Here is a 21,944-nt window from a genome sequence, read left to right on the forward strand (position 1 = left end):
TCGTGTATGTCTGGTAGCGATAGCGAGAAGGTCACACCTGTTCCCATACCGAACACAGAAGTTAAGCTTCTCAGCGCCGATGGTAGTTGGGGCATTGCCCCTGTGAGAGTAGGACGTCGCCAGGCAAAAAAACCAAGATACAATCGTATCTTGGTTTTTTATTGTGGTCTGGTAAATTATAAATTTAATGCCTGTGGATACTTTTTGGCAGGAACAGCCATGTCCAGCTTCGAAGACAAGCGAGCCATTCCTCGCCCCAGTACGAATAAGGGATGGCCGACTAAATACGAGCTTTACCGGGCTTACGCAACATCGGCAATACCCCTTATGAAGGGCATGTAACTTCAATTTCCTCGGGGAATATATGAATAATATCACCACTGTACGTGGTAACATCAAACCACCGGCACTCCAGTGTTCAGGTGGCGCAGAATATGTTGCTAACCGAAACTGTGCGCATGCGCTTTTACTATGTATTAAAAATTAGTTTTAGACCACAATTAATTATTCTATTGGAAAACGCGGAAGGATTACCCCACCGCGTTTTGTCTTTATAATTGTCTGTTAGCTCATTCCACCTTGACCAGAATTATTACCTCCACCACTTATTTGTGAGACAAGTGGAGCCATTTTAGAAATAGTTTGGCCAATATTTTGGTTGTTTCTTGTCATGGTATAGTAGGTAGCAGCTCCTACACCAACTGAAGCAATAAGTGGTAACCACATTGTATTCCTTTGCATTAGAAATCAACCCCTTCAATTTGTTGCCCCCAGACAGTAGTAGGTTTTCTCATTTAAACGAAAACATGCTAGGAATCATATACCAACATAAGAATTAGCTTCATATGCTGCATTCATACCAGCGACTCTGCCCGTTACTAATGCAGAAGTTATATTATAACCACCTGTATATCCATGTATATCTAATATCTCTCCACAGAAGTACAATCGTTCCATCATTTTAGATTGCATGGTATTTGGAACAATCTCTTTAATTGATACACCTCCGCCTGTAACAAATGCTTTTTCAAGAGGTAATGAGCCATGTACATAAAAAGTGAAATTTTTTAATTCATGAACTAGGTTTCGAATCACGTCTTTAGAAATATTTGCTGCTTTTTGTTCTTCATCCACCTTGTTTTTTGCTAATAAAAAGGTTATAAAACGATCTGGCGCAATTCCTTTTATTAAATTCTTAAATGTTCTTTTTGGAAACTCATCAATTAATTGAAGAATATCTGTAATTAGTTGTTCCTCACGTTTTTGAGGAAGAATGTCTAAATGCATAGGAACTTTATCTCTTCCTTTCATCAATTCCTTAACTACAAATTGGGAACAACGGAGCACTGCTGGACCAGATATTCCAAAATGAGTGAAGATCATATCCATTTGGTGAGTGATTATCGGTTTATTCTTTTTATTTAATACAGTAAGGGAAATATCACGTAAAGATAATCCTTGTAGGGTTTTATGTGTAATAAAGCCTTCCTTAGAAGTTAGAGCAACTTCAGTAGGGTATAGTTCGGTTATCGTATGACCGGCTTTTTTAGCCCATGAATACCCATCTCCTGTTGATCCGGTATGGGGTACTGCTTTTCCACCTACAGCAATAACGATGGAGGAAGTTTCAATTTTATTTCCATTTTGTAAAATGACGGTATGCTGATTCTCACCATAGTGAACAGCTTTAACTGGTGTGTTAAGATGAACGTTGACCTTTAATTCATCCAATTTATTAAGAAGTGCATCGACAACAGTTTTTGCAGAATTAGAGACAGGAAACATTCTACCGTGATCTTCTTCCTTTAATTTAACTCCCATTTCCTCAAAATAATCAATAATATCATAATTATTAAAAACGGAAAATGCACTATATAAAAATCTTCCATTTCCAGGAATATGCTTTATTACCTCTTCTTCAGGAAGCCTATTTGTGACATTACAACGGCCACCACCAGATATTGCAAGTTTTTTCCCTAATTTATTTCCTTTTTCTATTAACATTGTTTTAGCACCATGCTCTGCTGCTGATATAGATGCCATCAATCCTGATGGTCCACCTCCGATTACGATTACATCATACTTCAATTATATTCATTCCTTTCGTAGACTATCTTACCACTTACATGAATAATTGCTCAAATTTGTCGAAATCCGTACATAAATGAAAACAAAACGTAACTATAACGATATCCGTATGATGGATTAATATGATAAAATAGTTATGTTATTTAAATTGTAGATGCAGGTGAAAAGATGTCGAACTCAAATATTGTTAGGGGAGCTATGTTATTAACAGCCGCTTCCTTTATATCGAAATTTTTAGGGATGATTTATGTGATCCCTTTTCATGCTATGGTAGGAGAAAAGGGTGGTGCACTATATCAATATGCCTATATCCCTTATAGTATCCTCATTACAGTAGCAACCGTCGGAATTCCGTTAGCAGTGTCAAAATTTGTATCCAAATATAATTCACTCAATGATTACTATACTGGTATGCGAATGTTTCGAACTGGTATGTCGATTATGGCTATAACTGGAACGATAGCGTTTTTAGGATTGTTTTTTGGTGCTGAAGCATTAGCCAAGCAAATGATTCCAAGCGATGATTTACATAACTCAGTTGAAGATGTAACAATGGTAATTCGGATGGTTAGTTTTGCATTAATTATAACGCCATCGATGAGTATTTTTCGTGGCTTTTTCCAGGGTAATCAGTCAATGGGTCCAACAGCTGTTTCACAAGTGGTGGAGCAGATTGTTCGTATCATATTTTTATTAACTGCTGTATTCCTAGTATTAAAGGTATTTGATGGAGAGTTGGCATTTGCTGTAGGTTTAGCTACGTTTGCAGCTTTTTTAGGTGCGATTGCATCATATGTCGTGTTACTTGTTTATTGGAAAAAAAGGAAACCTTTTTTGGATAAAAATATTTCTCAACAAAAACATGTCTATGATATCCCTAAAAAGGACTTAATGAAAGAATTATTTCGTTACGCAGGACCGTTTGTCATTGTATCGGTTTCCATACCACTATTTCAATTTGTGGATAACTTAACCTTCAGTAAAACGATGGTCAAAATTGGTCGAGGCGAAATAGCAGAAATTGCACTTGCAGGATTTAACTTATATGGACATAAACTGGTTATTATACCAGTATCCATTGCAACAGGTTTATCATTAGCTGTTTTACCTGCAATTACCTCGTCGTTTACACAAAGAAATCAGTCATTACTATATCAGCAAATAAACCAGTCGTTTCAGGTTATTTTAACGCTTGTTATACCTGCTGTTGTTGGGCTTTCATTATTATCAACAGAGGCTTATGGTGCGCTTTATGGATTACAACATATAAGTATAACTGGTCCATTGCTAGGTTGGTATGCATTCGTAGGTTTATTTTATGCGATGCTTACGGTTTCATCCTCCATATTACAAGGGATAAACCAGCAAAATTATGCGGTAATTCACTTAATAATTGGTTTGTTAGTTAAAATCCTGTTTAATATTCAGTTTATATATATGTTTGGACAAAAAGGAGCCATATTTGCAACAGCACTTGCAGCTGGTGTTGCAGTAGCGTTAAATTGTTGGAGAATTAAAAAGGCAATCGAATTTCCTTTTAAACAAACGTGGAAACGTACAATATTAATAATAATCTTTGTGTTGTTTATGGCTTTTGCAATATGGATCACAAAGTTACTATTAGGTATGTTTATTGCCTATGAAGAATCTAGATTTGGAGTAACATTAATGTTAATCATAGGAGTAGTCTTCGGTGGTGGAGTATATCTATGGCTAGCATATGCTTCTACTTTATTAGAGAGAGTATTTGGTGAGAAAGTAAGAATCTTGGACAAATTACTTAAGAGAAAATGAGGGTTTTCATTGCGTCTTGATAAATTATTAGCAAACATGGGTTTTGGTAGTAGAAAAGAAGTTAAAGGATTATTGAAAAAGAAAAAAGTACTAGTAAATAATACTTTAACAATGGACGGAAGTATGCATATTGAACCAACAAAAGACATTGTGGAAGTAGATGACAAAATAGTTGAGTATAAGGAATACATTTATATCATGATGAATAAACCTCCTGGATATATATCAGCCACTGAGGATGTTAGGGAGAAAACGGTTATTGATTTATTACCTCCTGATGTACGTCGTTATCATCCATTTCCAGTAGGACGCTTGGATAAAGATACAGAAGGGCTATTATTATTAACTAATGATGGGAAACTTGCACATCAACTTTTGTCGCCAAAAAAAGATGTGTACAAAACATATTATGCTAGGGTCCAGGGTAATGTAACAAGTGAGGATATAACTGTTTTCGAGCAAGGTGTAACCTTAGATGATGGTTATGTTACCAAACCAGCTAAATTAAACATAATCGTTAGTGATACTATTTCTGAAATAGAAGTTAAAATAACAGAAGGTAAATTTCATCAAGTGAAACGAATGTTTGCTGCGGTAGGAAAGAAAGTGGTTTATTTGAAACGTCTTCGTATGGGAGAACTAAAACTAGATTCAGCTTTAAAACCAGGTGCTTATCGTGAGTTAGAGGAAGAAGAGTTATCCTTTTGCTTATCCATAAAGTGATCCTAGGGAAGGAGTTAACTATGTCTATATCCCATTATTTTATTGCTGTTCCACTACCAAATGAGCTAAAAGAAAAGCTTGCAGAATGGCAAAAAGTATTGAAAAAGCATGTGACTTATAAACAGTGGCCACATGTAGAGGATCTGCATATAACCTTAAAATTTTTAGGTGCTGTAAGTGAAGAGAAACTAAAGAAAGTTACAATGGAACTGAAAAGTATGGAGACATTATCTCCATTCCAATTAAATGTTCATTCCATTGGATCTTTCGGCAACCCTCAAAAACCAAGAGTATTATGGGCAGGCGTTGATACTACAGAGGATATAAAAGATCTTCAGCAAAAAGTAGCCAATTGTGCGGAAAAATGCGGTTTTAGTATGGAAAACAGACCTTATCGTCCACATATTACATTAGCAAAAAAATGGGATGGTACAGGAAAATTTAATTTGGATGAAATAAGACAGTATTTTATAGGGGAAAAATATATCTTCGAAGTAAATAAAATTATTTTATATCAAATTTTTCCGTCCAATACCCCAAAATACAAAGCAATGAACACTTTTCAGTTGGTTGGGAGAGAATGAAGTGGCTCAATTAATCAAGTTACAGAATTATATATCTCGTTATGAATGGAATATATATCGATACCCTAGTCAATACATCCGCTTAAAACAAGATAATTGGAATAAGCTTTTATATCTATGGAACACGGATGACGGTATGACTGAAGAAAAAGATAATGAAGAAGAACAGAAGCAATCTCGTTTTGAGAAATGGAAGACATTTAGAAAAAATAAAGACGAAGATGAGAAAATGGAATCGGAATCCACTGTAAAGAGGGGATTGCCACAATCTGAGCAAGAATTAAAACAGTACTTTTTAAACAGATTACTTCCTTTTCAACTAAAGTGGGCTACTTCTACGGTATCGAATGTATCCTTTATGGAAAAAAAATATGAGGAAGACGTGACCTTAAAGTATTTTTTACAGCGATTTCCGGATACGTATTTATTAATGTACTACCCCATATTCCATATTAAAAAAGCGCCGGTTGAAGGAGAAATTATTTTTATTAGTCCTGTAGGGATAGAGATCATCTATTTATTAGAAGAGGATCCACAGTGTGTATTTACTGTACAGGATGAAAGAACATGGCTAAAAAGGAATGAAAATAAAGACTCTAGCATATTGAGTCCATTTATTGCTTTAAAACGCTCTGAGAGAATTGTAAGAGGGATATTAAACAAATATAATGTTTCCTTTCCAATTACCAAAACAGTTCTGTCACGAAGTAACCGCATAGACTTTATTTCAGAACCATTTAATACCAAAATTATAGATAAAAATAGCTGCAAGACTTGGTTTGAAAGTAGACGTTCCCTTGTTTCTCCATTAAAAAACCAGCAACTAAAAGCGGCTGAACAGCTTTTGAAATATTGCCAAACTACTTCCGTGAAAAGGCCAGAATGGGAAGAAGATGAGCAAACATTTACGATAGTTGGAGAGGAATAAGTTTCGTATGTATATCTTTATTATTAATGTTGTTGCAGGAAATGGTAGGGGCAAGCGGATATTTAAAAAAATACAAAAAAGTAAACTGTATCAAAATATTACTAGTGATTATTATATTACCGAATATGAAGGACATGCCGAAGAAATTGTACGATTTGTTTCCAATCAAAATCTCGTAAACTTGAAAGCTATTATTGTCATTGGTGGGGATGGTACCATATATGAGGTTATGAATGGCTTACAAGATCCAACAATCCCTGTTGCATTTATTCCTGGTGGTTCAGGGAATGATTTTGCTCGAGGACTTTTGATAAAAAGAGATCCTATTACAATTTTAAAACATATTGTACAAAACAAATTTAAGAAGCCTTATTGGTTAGGGAATTATTGGGTAGATGGCACACACAGGAAAAGCTTTGTAAATAGTATAGGATTTGGTTTTGATGCTGAAATTGCCAAACAAGCAAATCAATCTTGGTATAAAAAAGTATTTAACTATTTACATATTGGTACACTTAGTTATGTAATTGCACTTATTCATGTTTTATTTCGTTTTAAACCATTTACAGTAGACCTTGAAGTTGATGGAGAAGTTCGCACTATAAATGAATGCTGGATGGTTACGATTGCTAACCATGCCTTTTATGGTGGGGGTATGAAAATTATTCCTGGTGCAACAATACAACCAAGAAGGTTTCCAGTATTGGTGATACATCAAATTTCTAAATGGAAAATACTAGGGTTATTTTTAACTGTATTTACTGGGAAACATATTGGATTTAAAGAGGTGGATCTCTTAGAGGCTACCAAAATAAAAATATCAACAAGTCACAATATTGAATATCAAGTAGACGGGCAAACAAATCAATGTCAAACATGTACCATCACGAAGAATAGTGAATCCGTCCAAATAATGGGAATGGATAATTGACAAAAATTAGTTTTATTATCTTGCAAAACATTTTATTTTTCGTTAATCTATTAACATGTTTGTAATTTGATAGTAATAAAAAATTAATATCATATACATATATGATTTTTTGAAAGATTTGAGGAATGTATGGTGGAATGGTTTAAAAAGGTATTAGGAAAGGAATGGAAGGTTACACCAGCTGGTGGATTGACTGGTGATGCGTATGTTGCTGAAAAAGACAACAGACGTCTATTCCTGAAAAGAAACTCTTCACCTTTCTTGGCAGTTTTATCCGCAGAAGGAATAGTTCCTAAATTAGTGTGGACGAAACGAATGGAAAATGGTGATGTAATAACTGCACAAGAATGGCTTGAGGGAAGAGAATTGTGGCCAGAAGAAATGCAACATCGACGGGTAGCAGACTTACTGCATAAAATCCATCATTCCTCTGAATTACTCCATATGCTGTTACGTTTAGGTAAAAAGCCGATCACATCTAGTGATCGATTTATTGAAATAAAACATCGTTTACATGCCAATAAACTTGTTGAAAAACATAGTGAGGTTCAACACGCTTTAACTTATCTTCAAAAATTACTACCTGTTACTAAGGAACAAAAACAGGTAGTTTGTCATGGTGATATCAATCATCATAATATGCTATTAACAAATGATGGGCAGTTATACTTGATTGATTGGGATAATGCGATGATCGCCGATCCAATTACGGATTACGGTATGATATTACAATGGTATATTCCTACTGAAAAGTGGGATAATTGGTTGACTAATTACGGCACTTCAAAAGATGAACAATTAGTGAAACGAATGTATTGGTATTTGATATTAGACTCACTTCAATTTATTTCCTGGCATTATGAACGTGATGAAGCGCATAAAGTAACGGAACGTTTGACGAATTTACAAGTATTAAATCAAACGATTGCTACTCTAATTTAGTTTGTTCTATAGCGTTGATCCATTGGGTGATATTGTCTTTGTTAGAGGTGATGTGTTCTTCCGTGTTTTGAACACTTTCACCTTGTCTTCCGTAATTATAAATTTCTGGAAGTAGTTGTAGAAGTTGATTATCTGTAATGGTATTGTTAGCCATCATAGACTTTACTAATCTTTTTATTTGTTGGTATTCAGACACTTCTGCACAGCAATCTGCTTGTTGTTCATCTAACAAGTCAAGTAATAAGGTTAATTGATTATTTACATTTAATGACATACGATCTCACCTCAGAGTATAGTATTCGATGATTAATTAAAAAATATGTAAAAGTAATTTTGAAAGAGGTGCACGTCTTGCGACAACGAAATAAACCATGGGCGGATGATTTTTTAGCAGATAATCAGCACATTGTCATTCCAAATCCAGGAGAACATAAACAAGAATGGAATAAATTATTTAAAAATAATAATCCCATTCATATTGAAATTGGGACGGGCAAAGGTCAATTTATTGTTGGAATGGCAAAGCAGTATCCAAATATTAATTTTATTGGAATAGAGTTAGCTAAGAGTATTATTGTAACGGCAGCTCAAAAGGTATTGGAATCAGAACAAGAAAATATCCTGTTAATAAATGAAAATGCTGAGAACATAACAGATTTATTTGCGGAAAATGAAGTATCTACAATTTATTTAAATTTCTCAGATCCATGGCCAAAAAATCGTCACGAAAAAAGAAGATTAACATACCATACTTTTCTTACTAACTACCGTGAAATATTAGTTCCTAGTGGGAACCTTATTTTTAAAACTGATAATCGTTCATTATTTGAATACTCGTTAGTAAGCTTTTCTCATTTTGGTATGCTATTAAACGAAGTAAATGTAGATCTACACGCAATAGAAGATCCCGAAAATGTCATGACTGAGTATGAAGAGAAATTTTCTGCAAAAGGACAACCAATATATCGTTGTAAATCAACATTTAACCAGGCTGGGACAAAAGGGTTTTAGTCTAAGAAAAATCCGAACTACGATTCATTCTTCAATTAGAATTTGAATTAGTGAGGATTTTTCTTTTGGCTTGTTTTCATAAACCTTGTTACTAATCAAATATAGATTGCGATAAGTTGGATCGCTCCAAAATCACAGGTCAATCGGTCGCTTAACGCACAGGACGTGGTGCTATTAGCTTGTAAGGGGTTTGCGCTTTGTTCTCATAAAATGATAGCGTTTGCGGGCAGAGGTATGTTTCGTTAAACTATATAAAAAGGGGGCAAAGGGTTATGGAGAAACTACAGGTAGGAAGAGCAACGTTAAGGTGGTTAAATGGCGGTGTTAATTTTCTAGATGGAGGCGCAATGTTTGGGGTTGTTCCAAAAGCTTTATGGAGTAAAAAATATCCAGTAAATGATAAAAATCAGATAGAGTTGCGTACAGATCCAATATTACTACAACTTGACGAAAAAAATTTAATAATCGATTCCGGAATGGGGAATGGAAAATTATCAGACAAGCAAATTCGTAATTTTGGAGTGTTAGAAGAGTCTGCACTGGAAAAGTCTCTGGCAGATGTTGGACTTACTGTTAATGATATTGATTATGTATTGATGACTCATTTGCATTTTGACCATGCTTGTGGACTAACGAAGAAAGTAGAAGATGAGTATCAGTCCGTTTTTAAGAATGCTGTAATTTACACTTCGTCTGTGGAATGGAAAGAGATGCAAAATCCTAACATTCGTTCTATAAATACATATTGGGAAATCAATTGGAAAGCTATCGTTAATCAAGTGGAAACATTTGAAGGAGAACTAGAAGTTTTACCAGGATTGAGGATGATCCATACTGGAGGACATAGTGATGGACATAGCCTACTGATATATGAAGATGGTAGTGAATGTTTTATTCACATGGCTGATTTAATGCCAACTCACGGTCACCAAAACAAACTATGGGCATTAGCATATGATGATTATCCAGTAACATCGGTACATCAAAAGGAAAAATGGATGGACATTGGATATCAGAAAAACGCATGGTACACGTTTTACCACGATGCTTATTACAGAGCAATTCAATTTGATGAAACGGGTGAAAAGAAAAATTATCTTGAACGACAACGATACAAATATAAATAAAGAAATAGCTGCTGTGAAGCAGCTATTTCTTTATAGTCTAAGAAATAATAAAATTTACTACTTGTGGATACTTCTTCGCAGGAACAGCCACGTCCAGCGCAAGCGCCCGTTTAGCGACTAGCGCAACTTCCCTCACCTCCGTACGATAAGTCAACATCGGCTTCCTTCGGTCGCCGTGTTTCCTTTATCTCCTGCGGCTCAGTCCAGTTCGTACGTCGCTAAACGGGCGCTTGCGCTTTTGTTCTAAATTAATATGTTTCAAATGCGTCTATTACAGCTCCGGTTTCTACATCAACAAAAAATTCGTATTGTTTATTTTCACCATCAATACTTCTTGTTATTCCACCGCGATAAGCATTATAAGTAAGTCCGTTTTTTTCAATATCCTCGGGTTTCATATAAATCCAAGATCCACTGATTGGGCCTTGTTTCTTAAATGTTTCCTTTGCTTGTTGTAATGCCTTTTCTGGTGTAACCTTCTGATAGCGATCAAGTTGTTGTTTGGCTAAGTAACCAACAGCAACTCCTAATCCAGCAGCCAATACGGCTCTTTTCATTCCCATATCATTTCACCTCTTGCATTATTTTTTCTCGTAACGAACAATACAGTCTTCCCTTTTCCATTTGTGCGCAAACTTATTTCTTATTAGTATACCTTAAATGATTTAATTTAGAAAATCGAAACTGTGATTCATGTGAATAAAGATGGAGCTAATAAAATTATTCTTGTTAATGTATGGTAGAATTGATAAAATATATGGGTGGAATTCTAATATTCTAGTAGTATAAGACTATAGATTACCGTATGATAAAATTACAAGTAAGTGATTTAACAATTACTCACCATGAGTTTGACTGTTAAAAACTTCATTGAGGAGACTATGAGTATGTGTGGTATTGTCGGATTTGCTAATAATGAGATTGATTTAAATAGAGAAAAAGTAATACAAGATATGATGAATACAATAAGCCATCGTGGACCTGATAGCGATGGTTATTCTTCGGATGAAAAAGTTACATTAGGGTTTAGACGTCTTCAAATCATTGATTTGACTACAGATGCAAGTCAACCAATGTTTAATGAAGATGGTAATATTGCGCTAATATTTAATGGAGAAATCTATAATTATCAAGAGTTAATGCGTGATTTGATAGACAAAGGGCATATTTTTAAGAGTCAAAGTGATACCGAGGTAATTATCCATGGCTATGAAGAATACGGAATGGATATTTTACAAAAACTAAGAGGAATGTTTGCCTTTTCCATTTGGGATAAGAAAGAGGACACGCTCTTTATAGCGAGAGACTTTTTCGGTATTAAGCCACTGTATTATACGCAAAACACTTCTGATAACGCGCTTATCTTTGGTTCGGAAATAAAATCATTCTTAAAGTATCCACATTTTAACAAAGAGTTAAATAAAGACGCATTAAAGCCTTATTTAACATTTCAATATTCTGCTTTAGATGAAACTTTTTTCAAAGGGGTATACAAGCTAAAGCCTGGACATTATATGGTTTATAAAAATGGTGAAACGACTATAAAACCATATTGGGATGTCAATTTTAATAGAGAAGAAGAGTCAATGGATTACTATGTGGAAAAAATTAAGCAGACGATGCAAGAGTCTGTTAATTATCATAGAATTAGTGATGTGAAAGTTGGTTCATTCCTATCTGGAGGGGTTGACTCAAGCTATATCACAGCTTTATTAAAACCAGATAAAACCTTCTCTGTTGGTTTTGAAGACTATGATGGAATATTTAATGAAACAAACATCGCAGAGGATTTATCTAAAAAACTAGGAATAGAAAATCATAAGAAACTAATAAATGCGGATGAATTTTTTGATGTTATTCCAAACGTGCAATACCATATGGATGAACCACAATCCAATCTTTCATCGGTACCACTTTATTTCCTAGCAGAGTTAGCTAGTAAACATGCGACCGTATTGCTATCAGGTGAAGGTGCAGATGAAATATTTGGTGGCTATGTTTGGTATGAGACTTCTAAGACGATGCAGAAATATGAAAAAATACCTTTTTCTATTCGTCGAGCAATATCTAATATTTCCAAGTTACTACCGGAAAATCGCATTACTACTTTCTTAACTAAAGGTGGTCAAAAGGTTGAAGAGAAGTTTATTGGCCAAGCCAAAGTATTTGAAGAAGATGATGCATTAAATGTATTGAAGGACGATTATAAACATGGGCCGAAACCAGTTGATATTTTAAGAGATTCATATAAAGTCGTTGACGGTAAAGATAATGTTTCCAAAATGCAATATGTAGATATGAAACACTGGTTGCCTGGAGATATTTTATTAAAGGCAGATAAAATGAGTTCTGCTCATTCTATTGAACTACGTGTTCCATTTCTTGATAAAGAAGTTATGGAAATGGCTGGAAAAATTCCAGCTGAATTAAAGGTAAATGATAAGGATACAAAATATGTTCTACGTAAAGCAGCTAATGATTTATTGCCTAAAGAATGGGCAAATAGACCAAAGGTTGGTTTTCCAGTACCGTTTCGTGATTGGATTAAACAAGAAAAGTATTATAACCGAGTGAAAGAGATCTTTACATCAGATATGTCTGAGGAATTCTTCAATACGGAAGAATTAATCAAATTGCTTGATGAACATTATACAGGTGAAGCAAATCGCGCTAGATACGTATGGACGGTTTATGTATTCCTTATTTGGTATAAAAGGTTTTTTATTGATACGAATGAAAATGAAAAGGATCTTGAAGAGTCAACACTTGTTACTGCTTAATATTATCTTTAAATATTAATCTGTTTCAATTTATATTTTTTGAGGAGAAAATCGATATGAAACTGATTATTAGGAATTCCCTCCTATTTTTTCTATCATTTTCATGTATCCTTATAGTAAGTATACATGGTGACAAATTATTGGACTTAGTCAACAATTTGTTAGATAAAAACAAAGGAACAATTACAATTGTTAATGTGGATGCGGAAAAAAGCTTCCCATTAGCACGTACGGAATTCCAAATTATCGATGTTGATACCAATTCGGTGGTTGATGAAATTCAAACATCGAGTAATGGTACGAATACAACGGATTTATTACCAGTTGAAAAAAAATATAAAATTGTTCAAAAGAAGGTAATGAATCCTTATGCTCTCAATTCGGAATCACCAATTATTGAATTAAATGAAAAAAGCAATCGTGTAGTAGTTGAAAACTCTGTAGAAGAGTATATTACCGATTACCATCGAACAGATGAAGAGGAACTAAAGGTAAATAGTGTAAAACTATCTGTAGATACGGTTTTACAAAATCCAGAGTTACCTAATGGCTGTGAGGTTACTTCATTAGCAGCTGTGTTAGGGTATTACGAGTATGATGTGGAAAAGGTTGAACTATCAGAACGTTACATGCCTAAAGAGTCATTTGTATCTAAAGAAGGCAAACTTTATGGTGCAGATCCACATCATGCCTATGCTGGTGATCCAAAAAGCCGTGGCCAAGGATTCTTTAGTTATCCACCACCAATTATAAATACAGCAAATAAGTTTTTACAAGAAACTAATAGTACGTATCAAGCAACAGATATCAGTGGAAGTAGCAGAGAAGAGATCTTTGAATATCTGAAGAAGGGTATACCAGTTATTACGTGGACGACAACAGATATGAAAGAACCGCGATTTAATTATTCCTGGTATATTTTTGAGACAAATGAATTGATGGAAGTACCGATTAATTCTCATACTGTTGTAGTTACAGGTTTTGATAATCAAGTAGTATATACGATGGACCCCCTTAAGGGGCAAAAATCCTACGACATGGAAGAATTTTTTTCTATTTATGAAAAGGCAGGCAGTCATGCGATGGTCGTTAATTAAATATTTCTAAAAACTAAGGTAGTTTATACCTTAGTTTTTTTTATGAAAAGAATGAATTATATTTTCAATAGTTCATTCATCTGCTAGAACAGTCACCCCAGCTCTTGTTGGTAAGTGTATTATTGCGTTTTGTTCTGGAAAGATTGTAATTCTTTCGTTATACTAAATATATTACATAGAGATAAAGTGGAGGGATTATGTATGAAGCAGGACACATTAGAACTATTTAAAACGTTAACAGAACTTCAAGGTGCACCAGGGAATGAACATGATGTACGTGCATTTATGAGGGGAGAGCTGGAGAAATATTCAGATGAGCTTATTCAGGACAATCTTGGCGGCGTATTTGGAGTAAAAAAAGGTGACGGACCAAGGGTAATGGTTGCTGGACATATGGATGAAGTTGGATTTATGGTTACTCAGATTACGAAAAGAGGCTTAATTCGTTTTCAAACACTTGGTGGCTGGTGGAATCAGGTTATGCTTGCACAGCGCGTTCAAGTTATGACAGATAATGGACCTGTTATCGGAGTGATAAGCTCTATTCCACCTCATAATTTAACCGAAGAGCAACGAAAAAAACCAATGGAAGTTAAAAACATGTTAATTGACATTGGGGCAGACGACAAACAAGATGCTGAAAAAATCGGAATTAAACCGGGCCAACCGATTGTACCAATTTGCCCATTTACACCGATGGCAAACGATAAAAAAATTCTGGCAAAAGCTTGGGATAACCGCTATGGTTGTGGACTTTCTATTGAGCTATTAAAAGAGCTACAAAATGAAACCTTGCCAAATCAGTTATTTTCGGGAGCAACGGTTCAGGAGGAAGTAGGATTACGTGGTGCACGAGTTGCTGCCAACATGATTAAACCGGATATCTTCTTCGCATTAGATGCTTCTCCAGCTAATGATATGACTGATGATAAAGAGTTTGGACAATTAGGTAAAGGTGCTTTATTACGTATTTTTGACCGTTCGATGATTACACATCGTGGTATGAAAGAATTCATATTGGACACGGCAGAATCTAATGACATCCCATATCAATACTTTATCTCACAAGGTGGTACAGATGCTGGACAAGTGCATCTATCAAATAATGGTGTACCTTCCGCAGTAGTCGGAATTTGCTCTCGTTATATTCATACATCAGCATCTATCATCCATGTAGATGATTATCAAGCGGCTAAAGAACTTCTTGTTAAACTAGTAAAGTCAACGGATCAAAATGCAGTAGATCATATACGTCAACAATAGAAATAATCGGCTGCTATCATAAGATGGCAGCTTTTTCTTAATTTCAAATATATGTAGTTTTCAATGGAGGTATTTCTTATGAAAGTAATCATTGGATCGAAAAACCCCACAAAAGTACAAGCTGTAAAAGAGATATTTCCTACCTATGAGGTTCATGCTCTCGATATACCATCACATGTATCATCACAACCATATACAGATGAAGAAACCCGGCTTGGTGCGATTAACCGAGCTACCCAATGTGTGAATCAGGACTCAGATGCAGTAGGTATTGGGTTAGAGGGTGGTGTAATGTATGTAGAAAACCAATTATTTCTCTGTAATTGGGGGGCGCTAGTAACACCTACTAATCAGATTTTTACAGCGAGTGGTGCAAGGATATTATTACCAATCGAAATAGACGAACAATTAAAAGCAGGAAATGAATTAGGAGATATCATGGATGATTATGCTAATAGAAAAGGAGTAAGGCATAATGAAGGAGCGATTGGGGTTTTCACAAATGATCTTATCACAAGACAAGAGATGTTTATGCACGTTGTAAAATTATTAAGAGGACAACTCGAATATTGGAATAACTGATAATTAAGGAGTTACCAAATGGCATACGTTCCTTATTTACCAAAAAGGTATTCGATTTTCACTTCGTTCAGACGAATAACGTACTATATGTCTGTGAACACTTAAAATATAAAGGTATGTTTAGTAATTACGTGCTTGATGTCCACGAACCTATGGAATAACGGATTGACGATAACTCTGTGAAGAGGTCGAGTGGAGGGGAACACCAGCTTTTGCCTGTCCTCCCCCTCATTGACCCCTTACAAATGCAATCATTCGTATATATAAGCAAGAACGTCAAGTGCTTGATCGACAGTTTCCACGGTTACTGTTGCTTTATTAGAAAGTTCTTTTAAAGGGTGGATTAATGATTCCGGTCTTACGATGATTGTCGGCTTATTTAAGGTTATGGCAGCACTAACATCCATTGCTGTATTCCATTGTTTATATTTTTCACCAAATAAGCCAATCACGACATCAGATTTTTGCATGAGAACTTGAGTCCTTAAGTTATTGATACTTGATGCTGCATCATCGTGATATAAATCATTTGGTTGTTTTCCTAATATGTCTTCACCAATACGGTCGGATAAATCATGATTTGTTTGTGGTGCAACAAAATGTAATGGAAGATTTCTTTCACTTGCTTGTTGTTTCAGCTTTTCACGCCAGTTATCATGAATTTGTCCAGCTAAATAAACGGTAAGTTCCATTATAATCCCTCCAATTTCTCATCTTAATTTAAGGTTGTTTTTCTAAATGATTGTTGCATATTACATAGAGTATTAATTCATAATTTATATAGAATGCGCAGTATAATGCACACTGCTCCTGAAATACACTTCGATTCCTGTGCTCCTCGCTCGCAAAACAAGTGCGTCTGCATCTTCTAGTAATGCTTCGCACTAGGCTTCCACGAAGCAAGGGAAAAAAGAAGTTTACGCAAGTAATTCCCTCGCTCCTGTGGGGTCTTATCGTCTTCGCTTGGAGTAGGGGTTTAACGGAGCGGACATGGCGTACGTTATTACGTAAAATAATCTCATTTGAAAATATAATCGGACATCAAGTACGTTATTTGCTCTAATTCGTACCAGGATACCTGTCATTTCGGTTAATAACGGAACAGATGTCCTTTAAACCCCTTTATTACCCAATTTTGTCACAAATAAGGGAAGAATTGTCCGTTTCCATACTTCTCCTATCCATGTACCTTCTTTGCCTCGTCGAGTTCCCTGTGGAAAGCGAAGACGCTGAGACCCCACAGCGAGCGTTCTTTGCGAGTGAGGAGGCTTAGTGCGAGCCCGCGGAAAGCGTAGTGTATTTCTGTAGCGGTATTCAGAGCGATATGTTACTTCGCATTTCACAATAAAAATAGCAACAATCGATATGAAAAAAAACCTAATTTAATGATAACCAATTTGTAATACAATTCAAAGTATTTGCTATCGAACGCAATTCTTGAAATTTGTGCGTCATAGTAATATAGTTATAGGGTATAAAGTACCATAGTAGGGGGAAAAACGTTGAAGAAGTCAACAATGTTTGTCATTGGATTGCTATCATTATTCATAATCATCATTTCGTTTTATACATATGAATCGGAAGATATGATTATAGAAGATGTAAGTAGAGTTGCTGAAAATAGTTTTCATGAGCACACGGAAATCGAAACTACATTTGAAGCCACTAGTTTCTCATTCTATCTTCCCGAAGGCTTAGAAGTAGATGAGGAAGATGCAAGTAATGTTATTTTGCATAGTGGGGAGCAGACATATATTATTTTCTACAATCAGTTTGAGGAACCTACTAGCGAACTGAATTACAATAATGCGAAAACTGATCAAGCAGTACTATTAGAATCATTTGAAGACGAAGAAAAATTCGGTTATATTCGAGTAATTCCAAAGGAAGAGAAAGCGTATGAGCTTCAAATTGGAATTGGAGGAGTAAAGATCACAACGATTACGTCAACTAGTAAGATTGAAGAAGATACAGAAGAATTGATGAAGACCGCTCGCTCCATTATTGAAACAGAAGAATTATAAGTAATTTAGGCTATCCACGTGGATAGCCTTTTGTTTGAAACATCGTAGAATGATGGATATGATAGGGTAAGGGAGATTATTAGTGATATGTTGTATATTGCTTAATTCATCTCCTCCAATTGGTTAAGCCTACTAGGAGGAAATGCTATGAAAATGACTAGTATAAAAATGAAGAAGATATTGGAAGAAAGACTTTCTAATGATAATTTCCATACTTCTTATAATCGAGATAAAGATACATTTCGTATTGAATGGAAAGCTTCCAAACAAGGGGTTACGATTCAATTACCAAATATTATTGCAAAGTATAACGACCGTGGAGAAGAAGCGGTTAATGAATTAGTTGCACATATAACAGAGTCCTTAAGAATAATGAATGAGAACCAGGAGCTGGAAGGGATGGAGAAGCAAATTTTTCCAGTTATTCGTTCTACATCGTTTCCTACGGAGACAAAAGCCGGCGCAAAGATTATTTTTAACGAACATACGGCAGAAACAAGAGTGTTTTATGCGCTTGATTTAGGTAAATCTTATCGTTTGATCGATGAACCAATGCTAGTTCAAGAAGGGTGGACAAAAGAACACCTCGATGAAATAGCTACGTTTAACATCCGCTCTCTATCGAATGATTATAAGGTTGATCAAGTAGCGGATAATGATTTCTATTTTGTAGCTAATCAAGACGGCTATGATGGGAGTCGCATTTTAAATGAAGCATTTTTAGAAGAAATGAAAGCAAAAAGTAAAGGTGAACTAGCTGTAGCCGTTCCACATCAGGATGTGCTCATATTAGCTGACATTCGAAATAAAACAGGGTATGATATATTAGCACAGATGACGATGAAGTTCTTTGCGGAGGGTAGGATACCAATTACTTCTCTTTCCTTCATTTACGAAGAGAAAAAGTTAACTCCTATCTTTATCCTAGCGAAAAATAGACCAGAAACTGAATAATTAAAAATTAGAAAGAGTGATAGAAATGAACGTATTTTACAACCCCAACGGAATTGGTGACGTATTAATTATTCCATTAATAGATGGGAATCGTGATGACTTAAAACATGAAAGTATTGGACCAATTACTAAAATTACAAACAACAATGAGGAAGTACTAGGATATAATATTTTCAATGCATCCTCACATCTTCAATTAACTAACACAGGCAAATTTGCATTAACAGAGGAATTACTTCAAGAAATAAAACAGCTGTTTCAGTCGCAAGGTCTCCATGACAACCTTGACTTTGATTTAAGTCCTAAAATTGTTGTAGGTTATGTGTTGGAGAAAACACAACATGAAAACGCTGATAAATTAAGTGTCTGTAAAGTGGATGTGGGTGATGAGACATTACAAATTGTATGTGGTGCACCGAATGTCGACCAAGGACAAAAGGTAGTTGTAGCAAAGGTTGGATCTACGATGCCAAATGGTTTAAAAATTAAACCGACAGAATTAAGGGGTGTACCTTCGAATGGTATGATATGTTCTCAAAAAGAATTAGGAATTCCTGATGCACCAAAAGAAAAAGGGATTTATGTACTCGATGATTCCTACTCGGTTGGACAGCCATTTTAGTAAGATATACAACCTATGTCTAAATGACATGGGTTGTTTTCATTACATAGCTTATTTTATTTTGTATCTTTCAGTGGATGTATTCCACTGCATGTGAGTAGAACGAATCGGGCTTTTAACGATAGATCTCTCCATTTATTTTAGTATTTGAATTATATTTAGAAGATAAGGGTTTTACTGTCTGTTGACCTGCGATAAAATACAAGTATGCAATGATTGAAAAGAAAAGAGTGAAAAGCATGTGGGATAAATGGAAGAAAAAAATACAAAATTTCATATGGGAAGAAGTAGAAGAGCAAACGACCATCGAACATCCTAAGAAAGAGGAAGAAATACCGAACATCGAAGCAAGAATGGTATACCAATACCCAAATAGGAAATCTTTTCATTTTCCAATCATTCCAGAGCAAGTGAAAAGAAAAGACGATAAGGATATACCTGCTTTTAAACGTAGAGTCCATTACAAACAGAATGATATAAGTAAAAGTACACAACCACAACAGGAGGATGAAAGCCAAGAGACTCCAAAACAACGATTTAAACCAAGTGAAGTACCATCACCAATATATGGTTTTCAACAGCGCAGACAACAAAAGGAAGTTGATCATGTTCCTGCTTTCATGAGGAAGAAGGAGAAAGAAAAAGAGAATAATGAACAGCAACCTATATCTAAACGAGAACACGATAAAGGTAAAATCGAAGAGAGAATAAAAGAATTAGAAAAGAAACCAAGTATCGAGAATGATATTCCTAGAATAGAAGATAAAGAAGAACCAAATAGAAGTACGGAATACGTTGCAGAAATGAAAAAAAAGGTAAAAGATGAAAATGTAAGTGTGAAGCCAGATAGAAATCAAAGAGAAGTAAGAAGAGATAATCAGAGTAAGCAGTCAATTCCATTTAATGTAATGATGACACCAAGAGATAAAAAGAATTTACAAGAACGGTCGAAAGTATCACCACCTATGGAAATAAAGGGTGAAGATAAGAGAACAAATCAATCATTACCAATTCATTTACTAGATGATTCCCAACAAGATGGAAATTCAAATGATATATGGGTGACAGAACAGAGAGCGTTATTAGAAAAAACACTGAAACACTTTAATGTGAAAGCAAGAGTCGTACATGCCACACAGGGACCTTCTGTGACAAGGTTTGAAATTCAACCTGATTTAGGTGTGAAAGTTAGTAAAATCAAGAATTTGAGCGATGATTTAAAATTAAACATGGCCGCAAGGGACATCCGAATTGAAGCGCCGATTCCAGGAAAGAACACGGTTGGAATAGAAGTCCCTAATCCAAAGGCACAAATGGTTAATTTACAAGATATTGTGGAATCAAGTGCATTTAGTGACAATCCTTCTCCTTTAACCATTGCATTAGGGTTAAGTATTGAAGGATCACCGATAGTTACTAATATACAAAAAATGCCACATGGTTTAATTGCTGGTGCTACAGGATCAGGAAAAAGTGTCTGTATTAATACGATTTTAGTAAGCTTAATCTATAAAGCTAGTTATGAAGATGTGAAGTTTTTACTTATCGATCCAAAAATGGTTGAATTAGCGCCATACAATGGTATTCCACATTTAGTTTCACCAGTAATCACCGATGTAAAAGCAGCGACTGCAGCTTTAAAATGGGCAGTTGGTGAAATGGAAGAACGATATGATAAGTTTGTTCACGAAGGCGTTAGAGATATAGAACGCTTCAATCAGAAAGTAAATAGAGAAAATCGAAGTCAGGAAAAAATGCCTTACATCGTAATAGTTATCGATGAGTTGGCTGATCTAATGATGGTTTCTCCACAGGATGTAGAAGATGCGATTTGTCGTATTGCTCAAAAGGCAAGAGCTTGTGGTATTCATCTATTATTAGCAACACAACGTCCGTCGGTTGATGTATTAACAGGATTGATTAAAGCAAATATCCCTACTAGAATCGCATTTAGTGTATCATCACAGGTTGATTCAAGAACAATATTGGACACTGCCGGTGCAGAAAAATTACTTGGTAGAGGGGACATGCTGTTTATTGAAAATGGAGCAGGGAAGAGTGTTCGAATACAAGGACCTTTTGTTTCGGATGATGAAATAGAAAGAGTAACGAAATATGCCCGTAATATCGCAGAACCTAACTATTTGTTCGAACAAGAATCATTACTCCAACAAATGACTATTGATGAAGAAGAAGATGATTTACTACAAGAGGTAATTCAATTTGTATTACATCAAAATAGTGCAAGTACATCTTTATTGCAACGCCATTTTAAAATTGGCTATAATCGCGCTGCACGACTAATCGATACGTTAGAAAGTAAAGGGATAATTTCTGGACAGAATGGAAGTAAACCAAGAGATATTTTGGTAACACATTCACAGATAAGTGAAGGATTCTAAGTTGGAAGATTGGTTGATATGCTAGCAGGTAGAATTTTCTTTAGTGCCGGTATTCCTACTTCTGTTTGAAGTTTTATTTAATATGGTACAAT

At 35.2% G+C, this 21,944-nt stretch carries 21 protein-coding genes and 1 rRNA gene; 17 read left to right on the top strand and 5 right to left on the bottom strand.

The window, feature by feature from the left end:
- Positions 1-9: 9 nt before the first annotated feature.
- Positions 10-125 (top strand): 5S ribosomal RNA (rrf, locus tag ACFSTA_RS10615).
- A gap of 439 nt (positions 126-564) precedes the next feature.
- Here rrf and ACFSTA_RS10620 read toward each other — a convergent pair.
- Positions 565-741, bottom strand: a complete 177-nt coding sequence (locus tag ACFSTA_RS10620; RefSeq protein WP_377556658.1) for a hypothetical protein — start codon at positions 739-741, stop codon at positions 565-567.
- Between the two features lie 75 nt (positions 742-816).
- The gene (locus ACFSTA_RS10625) at positions 817-2,088 is read right to left on the bottom strand and encodes a BaiN/RdsA family NAD(P)/FAD-dependent oxidoreductase (RefSeq protein ID WP_377556659.1); all 1,272 of its coding nucleotides are present in this window, start codon (positions 2,086-2,088) and stop codon (positions 817-819) included.
- A 168-nt stretch (positions 2,089-2,256) separates the two neighbouring features.
- Between ACFSTA_RS10625 and ACFSTA_RS10630 the strand changes: the two genes are divergently transcribed.
- The 6 genes from ACFSTA_RS10630 to ACFSTA_RS10655 all read left to right on the top strand — a co-directional run bounded on the left by ACFSTA_RS10630 (position 2,257) and on the right by ACFSTA_RS10655 (position 7,990).
- On the top strand, positions 2,257-3,882 hold the full coding sequence (locus ACFSTA_RS10630; RefSeq protein ID WP_377556660.1) for a putative polysaccharide biosynthesis protein: 1,626 nt from the start codon (positions 2,257-2,259) through the stop codon (positions 3,880-3,882).
- A 9-nt stretch (positions 3,883-3,891) separates the two neighbouring features.
- Complete coding sequence (locus ACFSTA_RS10635) at positions 3,892-4,605, top strand: 16S rRNA pseudouridine(516) synthase (RefSeq protein ID WP_377556661.1); 714 nt, start codon at positions 3,892-3,894, stop codon at positions 4,603-4,605.
- Between the two features lie 20 nt (positions 4,606-4,625).
- On the top strand, positions 4,626-5,189 hold the full coding sequence (thpR, locus tag ACFSTA_RS10640; protein ID WP_377556662.1) for an RNA 2',3'-cyclic phosphodiesterase: 564 nt from the start codon (positions 4,626-4,628) through the stop codon (positions 5,187-5,189).
- 1 nt (position 5,190) lies between these two features.
- A complete protein-coding gene (locus ACFSTA_RS10645; RefSeq protein WP_377556663.1) occupies positions 5,191-6,117 on the top strand; it encodes an NERD domain-containing protein in 927 nt (308 codons plus the stop codon).
- A gap of 7 nt (positions 6,118-6,124) precedes the next feature.
- Entirely contained in the window at positions 6,125-7,048 is a 924-nt protein-coding gene (locus ACFSTA_RS10650; RefSeq protein ID WP_377556664.1) for a diacylglycerol/lipid kinase family protein, read from the top strand.
- A gap of 129 nt (positions 7,049-7,177) precedes the next feature.
- A complete protein-coding gene (locus ACFSTA_RS10655) occupies positions 7,178-7,990 on the top strand; it encodes a phosphotransferase (RefSeq protein WP_377556665.1) in 813 nt (270 codons plus the stop codon).
- On the opposite strand, the gene ACFSTA_RS10660 is transcribed toward ACFSTA_RS10655, so the two are convergent.
- Positions 7,977-8,264 (bottom strand): YtzH-like family protein, encoded by a 288-nt coding sequence (locus ACFSTA_RS10660; protein WP_377556666.1) that lies wholly within the window; start codon positions 8,262-8,264, stop codon positions 7,977-7,979. The two genes, ACFSTA_RS10655 and ACFSTA_RS10660, sit on opposite strands and share 14 nt — an antisense overlap.
- A 77-nt stretch (positions 8,265-8,341) precedes the next feature.
- On the opposite strand from ACFSTA_RS10660, the gene trmB reads away from it, so the two are divergent.
- Both trmB and ACFSTA_RS10670 read left to right on the top strand, forming a co-directional pair.
- Positions 8,342-9,001, top strand: coding sequence for a tRNA (guanosine(46)-N7)-methyltransferase TrmB (trmB, locus tag ACFSTA_RS10665; RefSeq protein WP_377556667.1), 660 nt, complete (start codon positions 8,342-8,344; stop codon positions 8,999-9,001).
- A 272-nt stretch (positions 9,002-9,273) separates the two neighbouring features.
- A complete protein-coding gene (locus ACFSTA_RS10670) occupies positions 9,274-10,128 on the top strand; it encodes a YtnP family quorum-quenching lactonase (protein ID WP_377556668.1) in 855 nt (284 codons plus the stop codon).
- Between the two features lie 248 nt (positions 10,129-10,376).
- On the opposite strand, the gene ACFSTA_RS10675 is transcribed toward ACFSTA_RS10670, so the two are convergent.
- Positions 10,377-10,691, bottom strand: a complete 315-nt coding sequence (locus ACFSTA_RS10675) for a PepSY domain-containing protein (RefSeq protein ID WP_377556669.1) — start codon at positions 10,689-10,691, stop codon at positions 10,377-10,379.
- A 324-nt stretch (positions 10,692-11,015) separates the two neighbouring features.
- Here ACFSTA_RS10675 and asnB point away from each other — a divergent pair, with 324 nt between their 5' ends.
- The 4 genes from asnB to ACFSTA_RS10695 all read left to right on the top strand — a co-directional run bounded on the left by asnB (position 11,016) and on the right by ACFSTA_RS10695 (position 15,850).
- Positions 11,016-12,908: an asparagine synthase (glutamine-hydrolyzing) gene (gene asnB / locus ACFSTA_RS10680; RefSeq protein ID WP_377556670.1), complete on the top strand. Its 1,893-nt coding sequence runs from the start codon at positions 11,016-11,018 to the stop codon at positions 12,906-12,908.
- Between the two features lie 56 nt (positions 12,909-12,964).
- Positions 12,965-14,005, top strand: coding sequence for a C39 family peptidase (locus ACFSTA_RS10685; protein ID WP_377556671.1), 1,041 nt, complete (start codon positions 12,965-12,967; stop codon positions 14,003-14,005).
- Positions 14,006-14,206: 201 nt separating this feature from the next.
- Positions 14,207-15,268: a M42 family metallopeptidase gene (locus ACFSTA_RS10690; RefSeq protein WP_377556673.1), complete on the top strand. Its 1,062-nt coding sequence runs from the start codon at positions 14,207-14,209 to the stop codon at positions 15,266-15,268.
- A 78-nt stretch (positions 15,269-15,346) separates the two neighbouring features.
- Positions 15,347-15,850: a DUF84 family protein gene (locus ACFSTA_RS10695; protein ID WP_377556674.1), complete on the top strand. Its 504-nt coding sequence runs from the start codon at positions 15,347-15,349 to the stop codon at positions 15,848-15,850.
- A gap of 251 nt (positions 15,851-16,101) precedes the next feature.
- Here the strand turns inward: ACFSTA_RS10695 and ACFSTA_RS10700 are convergent, their stop codons facing one another.
- Complete coding sequence (locus ACFSTA_RS10700) at positions 16,102-16,542, bottom strand: YtoQ family protein (RefSeq protein ID WP_377556675.1); 441 nt, start codon at positions 16,540-16,542, stop codon at positions 16,102-16,104.
- An 810-nt stretch (positions 16,543-17,352) separates the two neighbouring features.
- On the opposite strand from ACFSTA_RS10700, the gene ACFSTA_RS10705 reads away from it, so the two are divergent.
- The 4 genes from ACFSTA_RS10705 (at position 17,353) to ACFSTA_RS10720 (ending at position 21,852) form a co-directional block, all read left to right on the top strand.
- Positions 17,353-17,874 (top strand): hypothetical protein, encoded by a 522-nt coding sequence (locus ACFSTA_RS10705; protein ID WP_377556676.1) that lies wholly within the window; start codon positions 17,353-17,355, stop codon positions 17,872-17,874.
- Positions 17,875-18,021: 147 nt separating this feature from the next.
- The gene (locus ACFSTA_RS10710) at positions 18,022-18,828 is read left to right on the top strand and encodes a DUF1444 domain-containing protein (protein WP_377556677.1); all 807 of its coding nucleotides are present in this window, start codon (positions 18,022-18,024) and stop codon (positions 18,826-18,828) included.
- Between the two features lie 25 nt (positions 18,829-18,853).
- Positions 18,854-19,450, top strand: a complete 597-nt coding sequence (gene ytpR / locus ACFSTA_RS10715; protein WP_377556679.1) for a YtpR family tRNA-binding protein — start codon at positions 18,854-18,856, stop codon at positions 19,448-19,450.
- Between the two features lie 239 nt (positions 19,451-19,689).
- Positions 19,690-21,852, top strand: coding sequence for a DNA translocase FtsK (locus tag ACFSTA_RS10720; RefSeq protein ID WP_377556680.1), 2,163 nt, complete (start codon positions 19,690-19,692; stop codon positions 21,850-21,852).
- Positions 21,853-21,944: the final 92 nt, after the last annotated feature.

This window comes from Ornithinibacillus salinisoli (genome assembly GCF_042684965.1).
Classification (GTDB): domain Bacteria; phylum Bacillota; class Bacilli; order Bacillales; family Amphibacillaceae; genus Ornithinibacillus; species Ornithinibacillus salinisoli.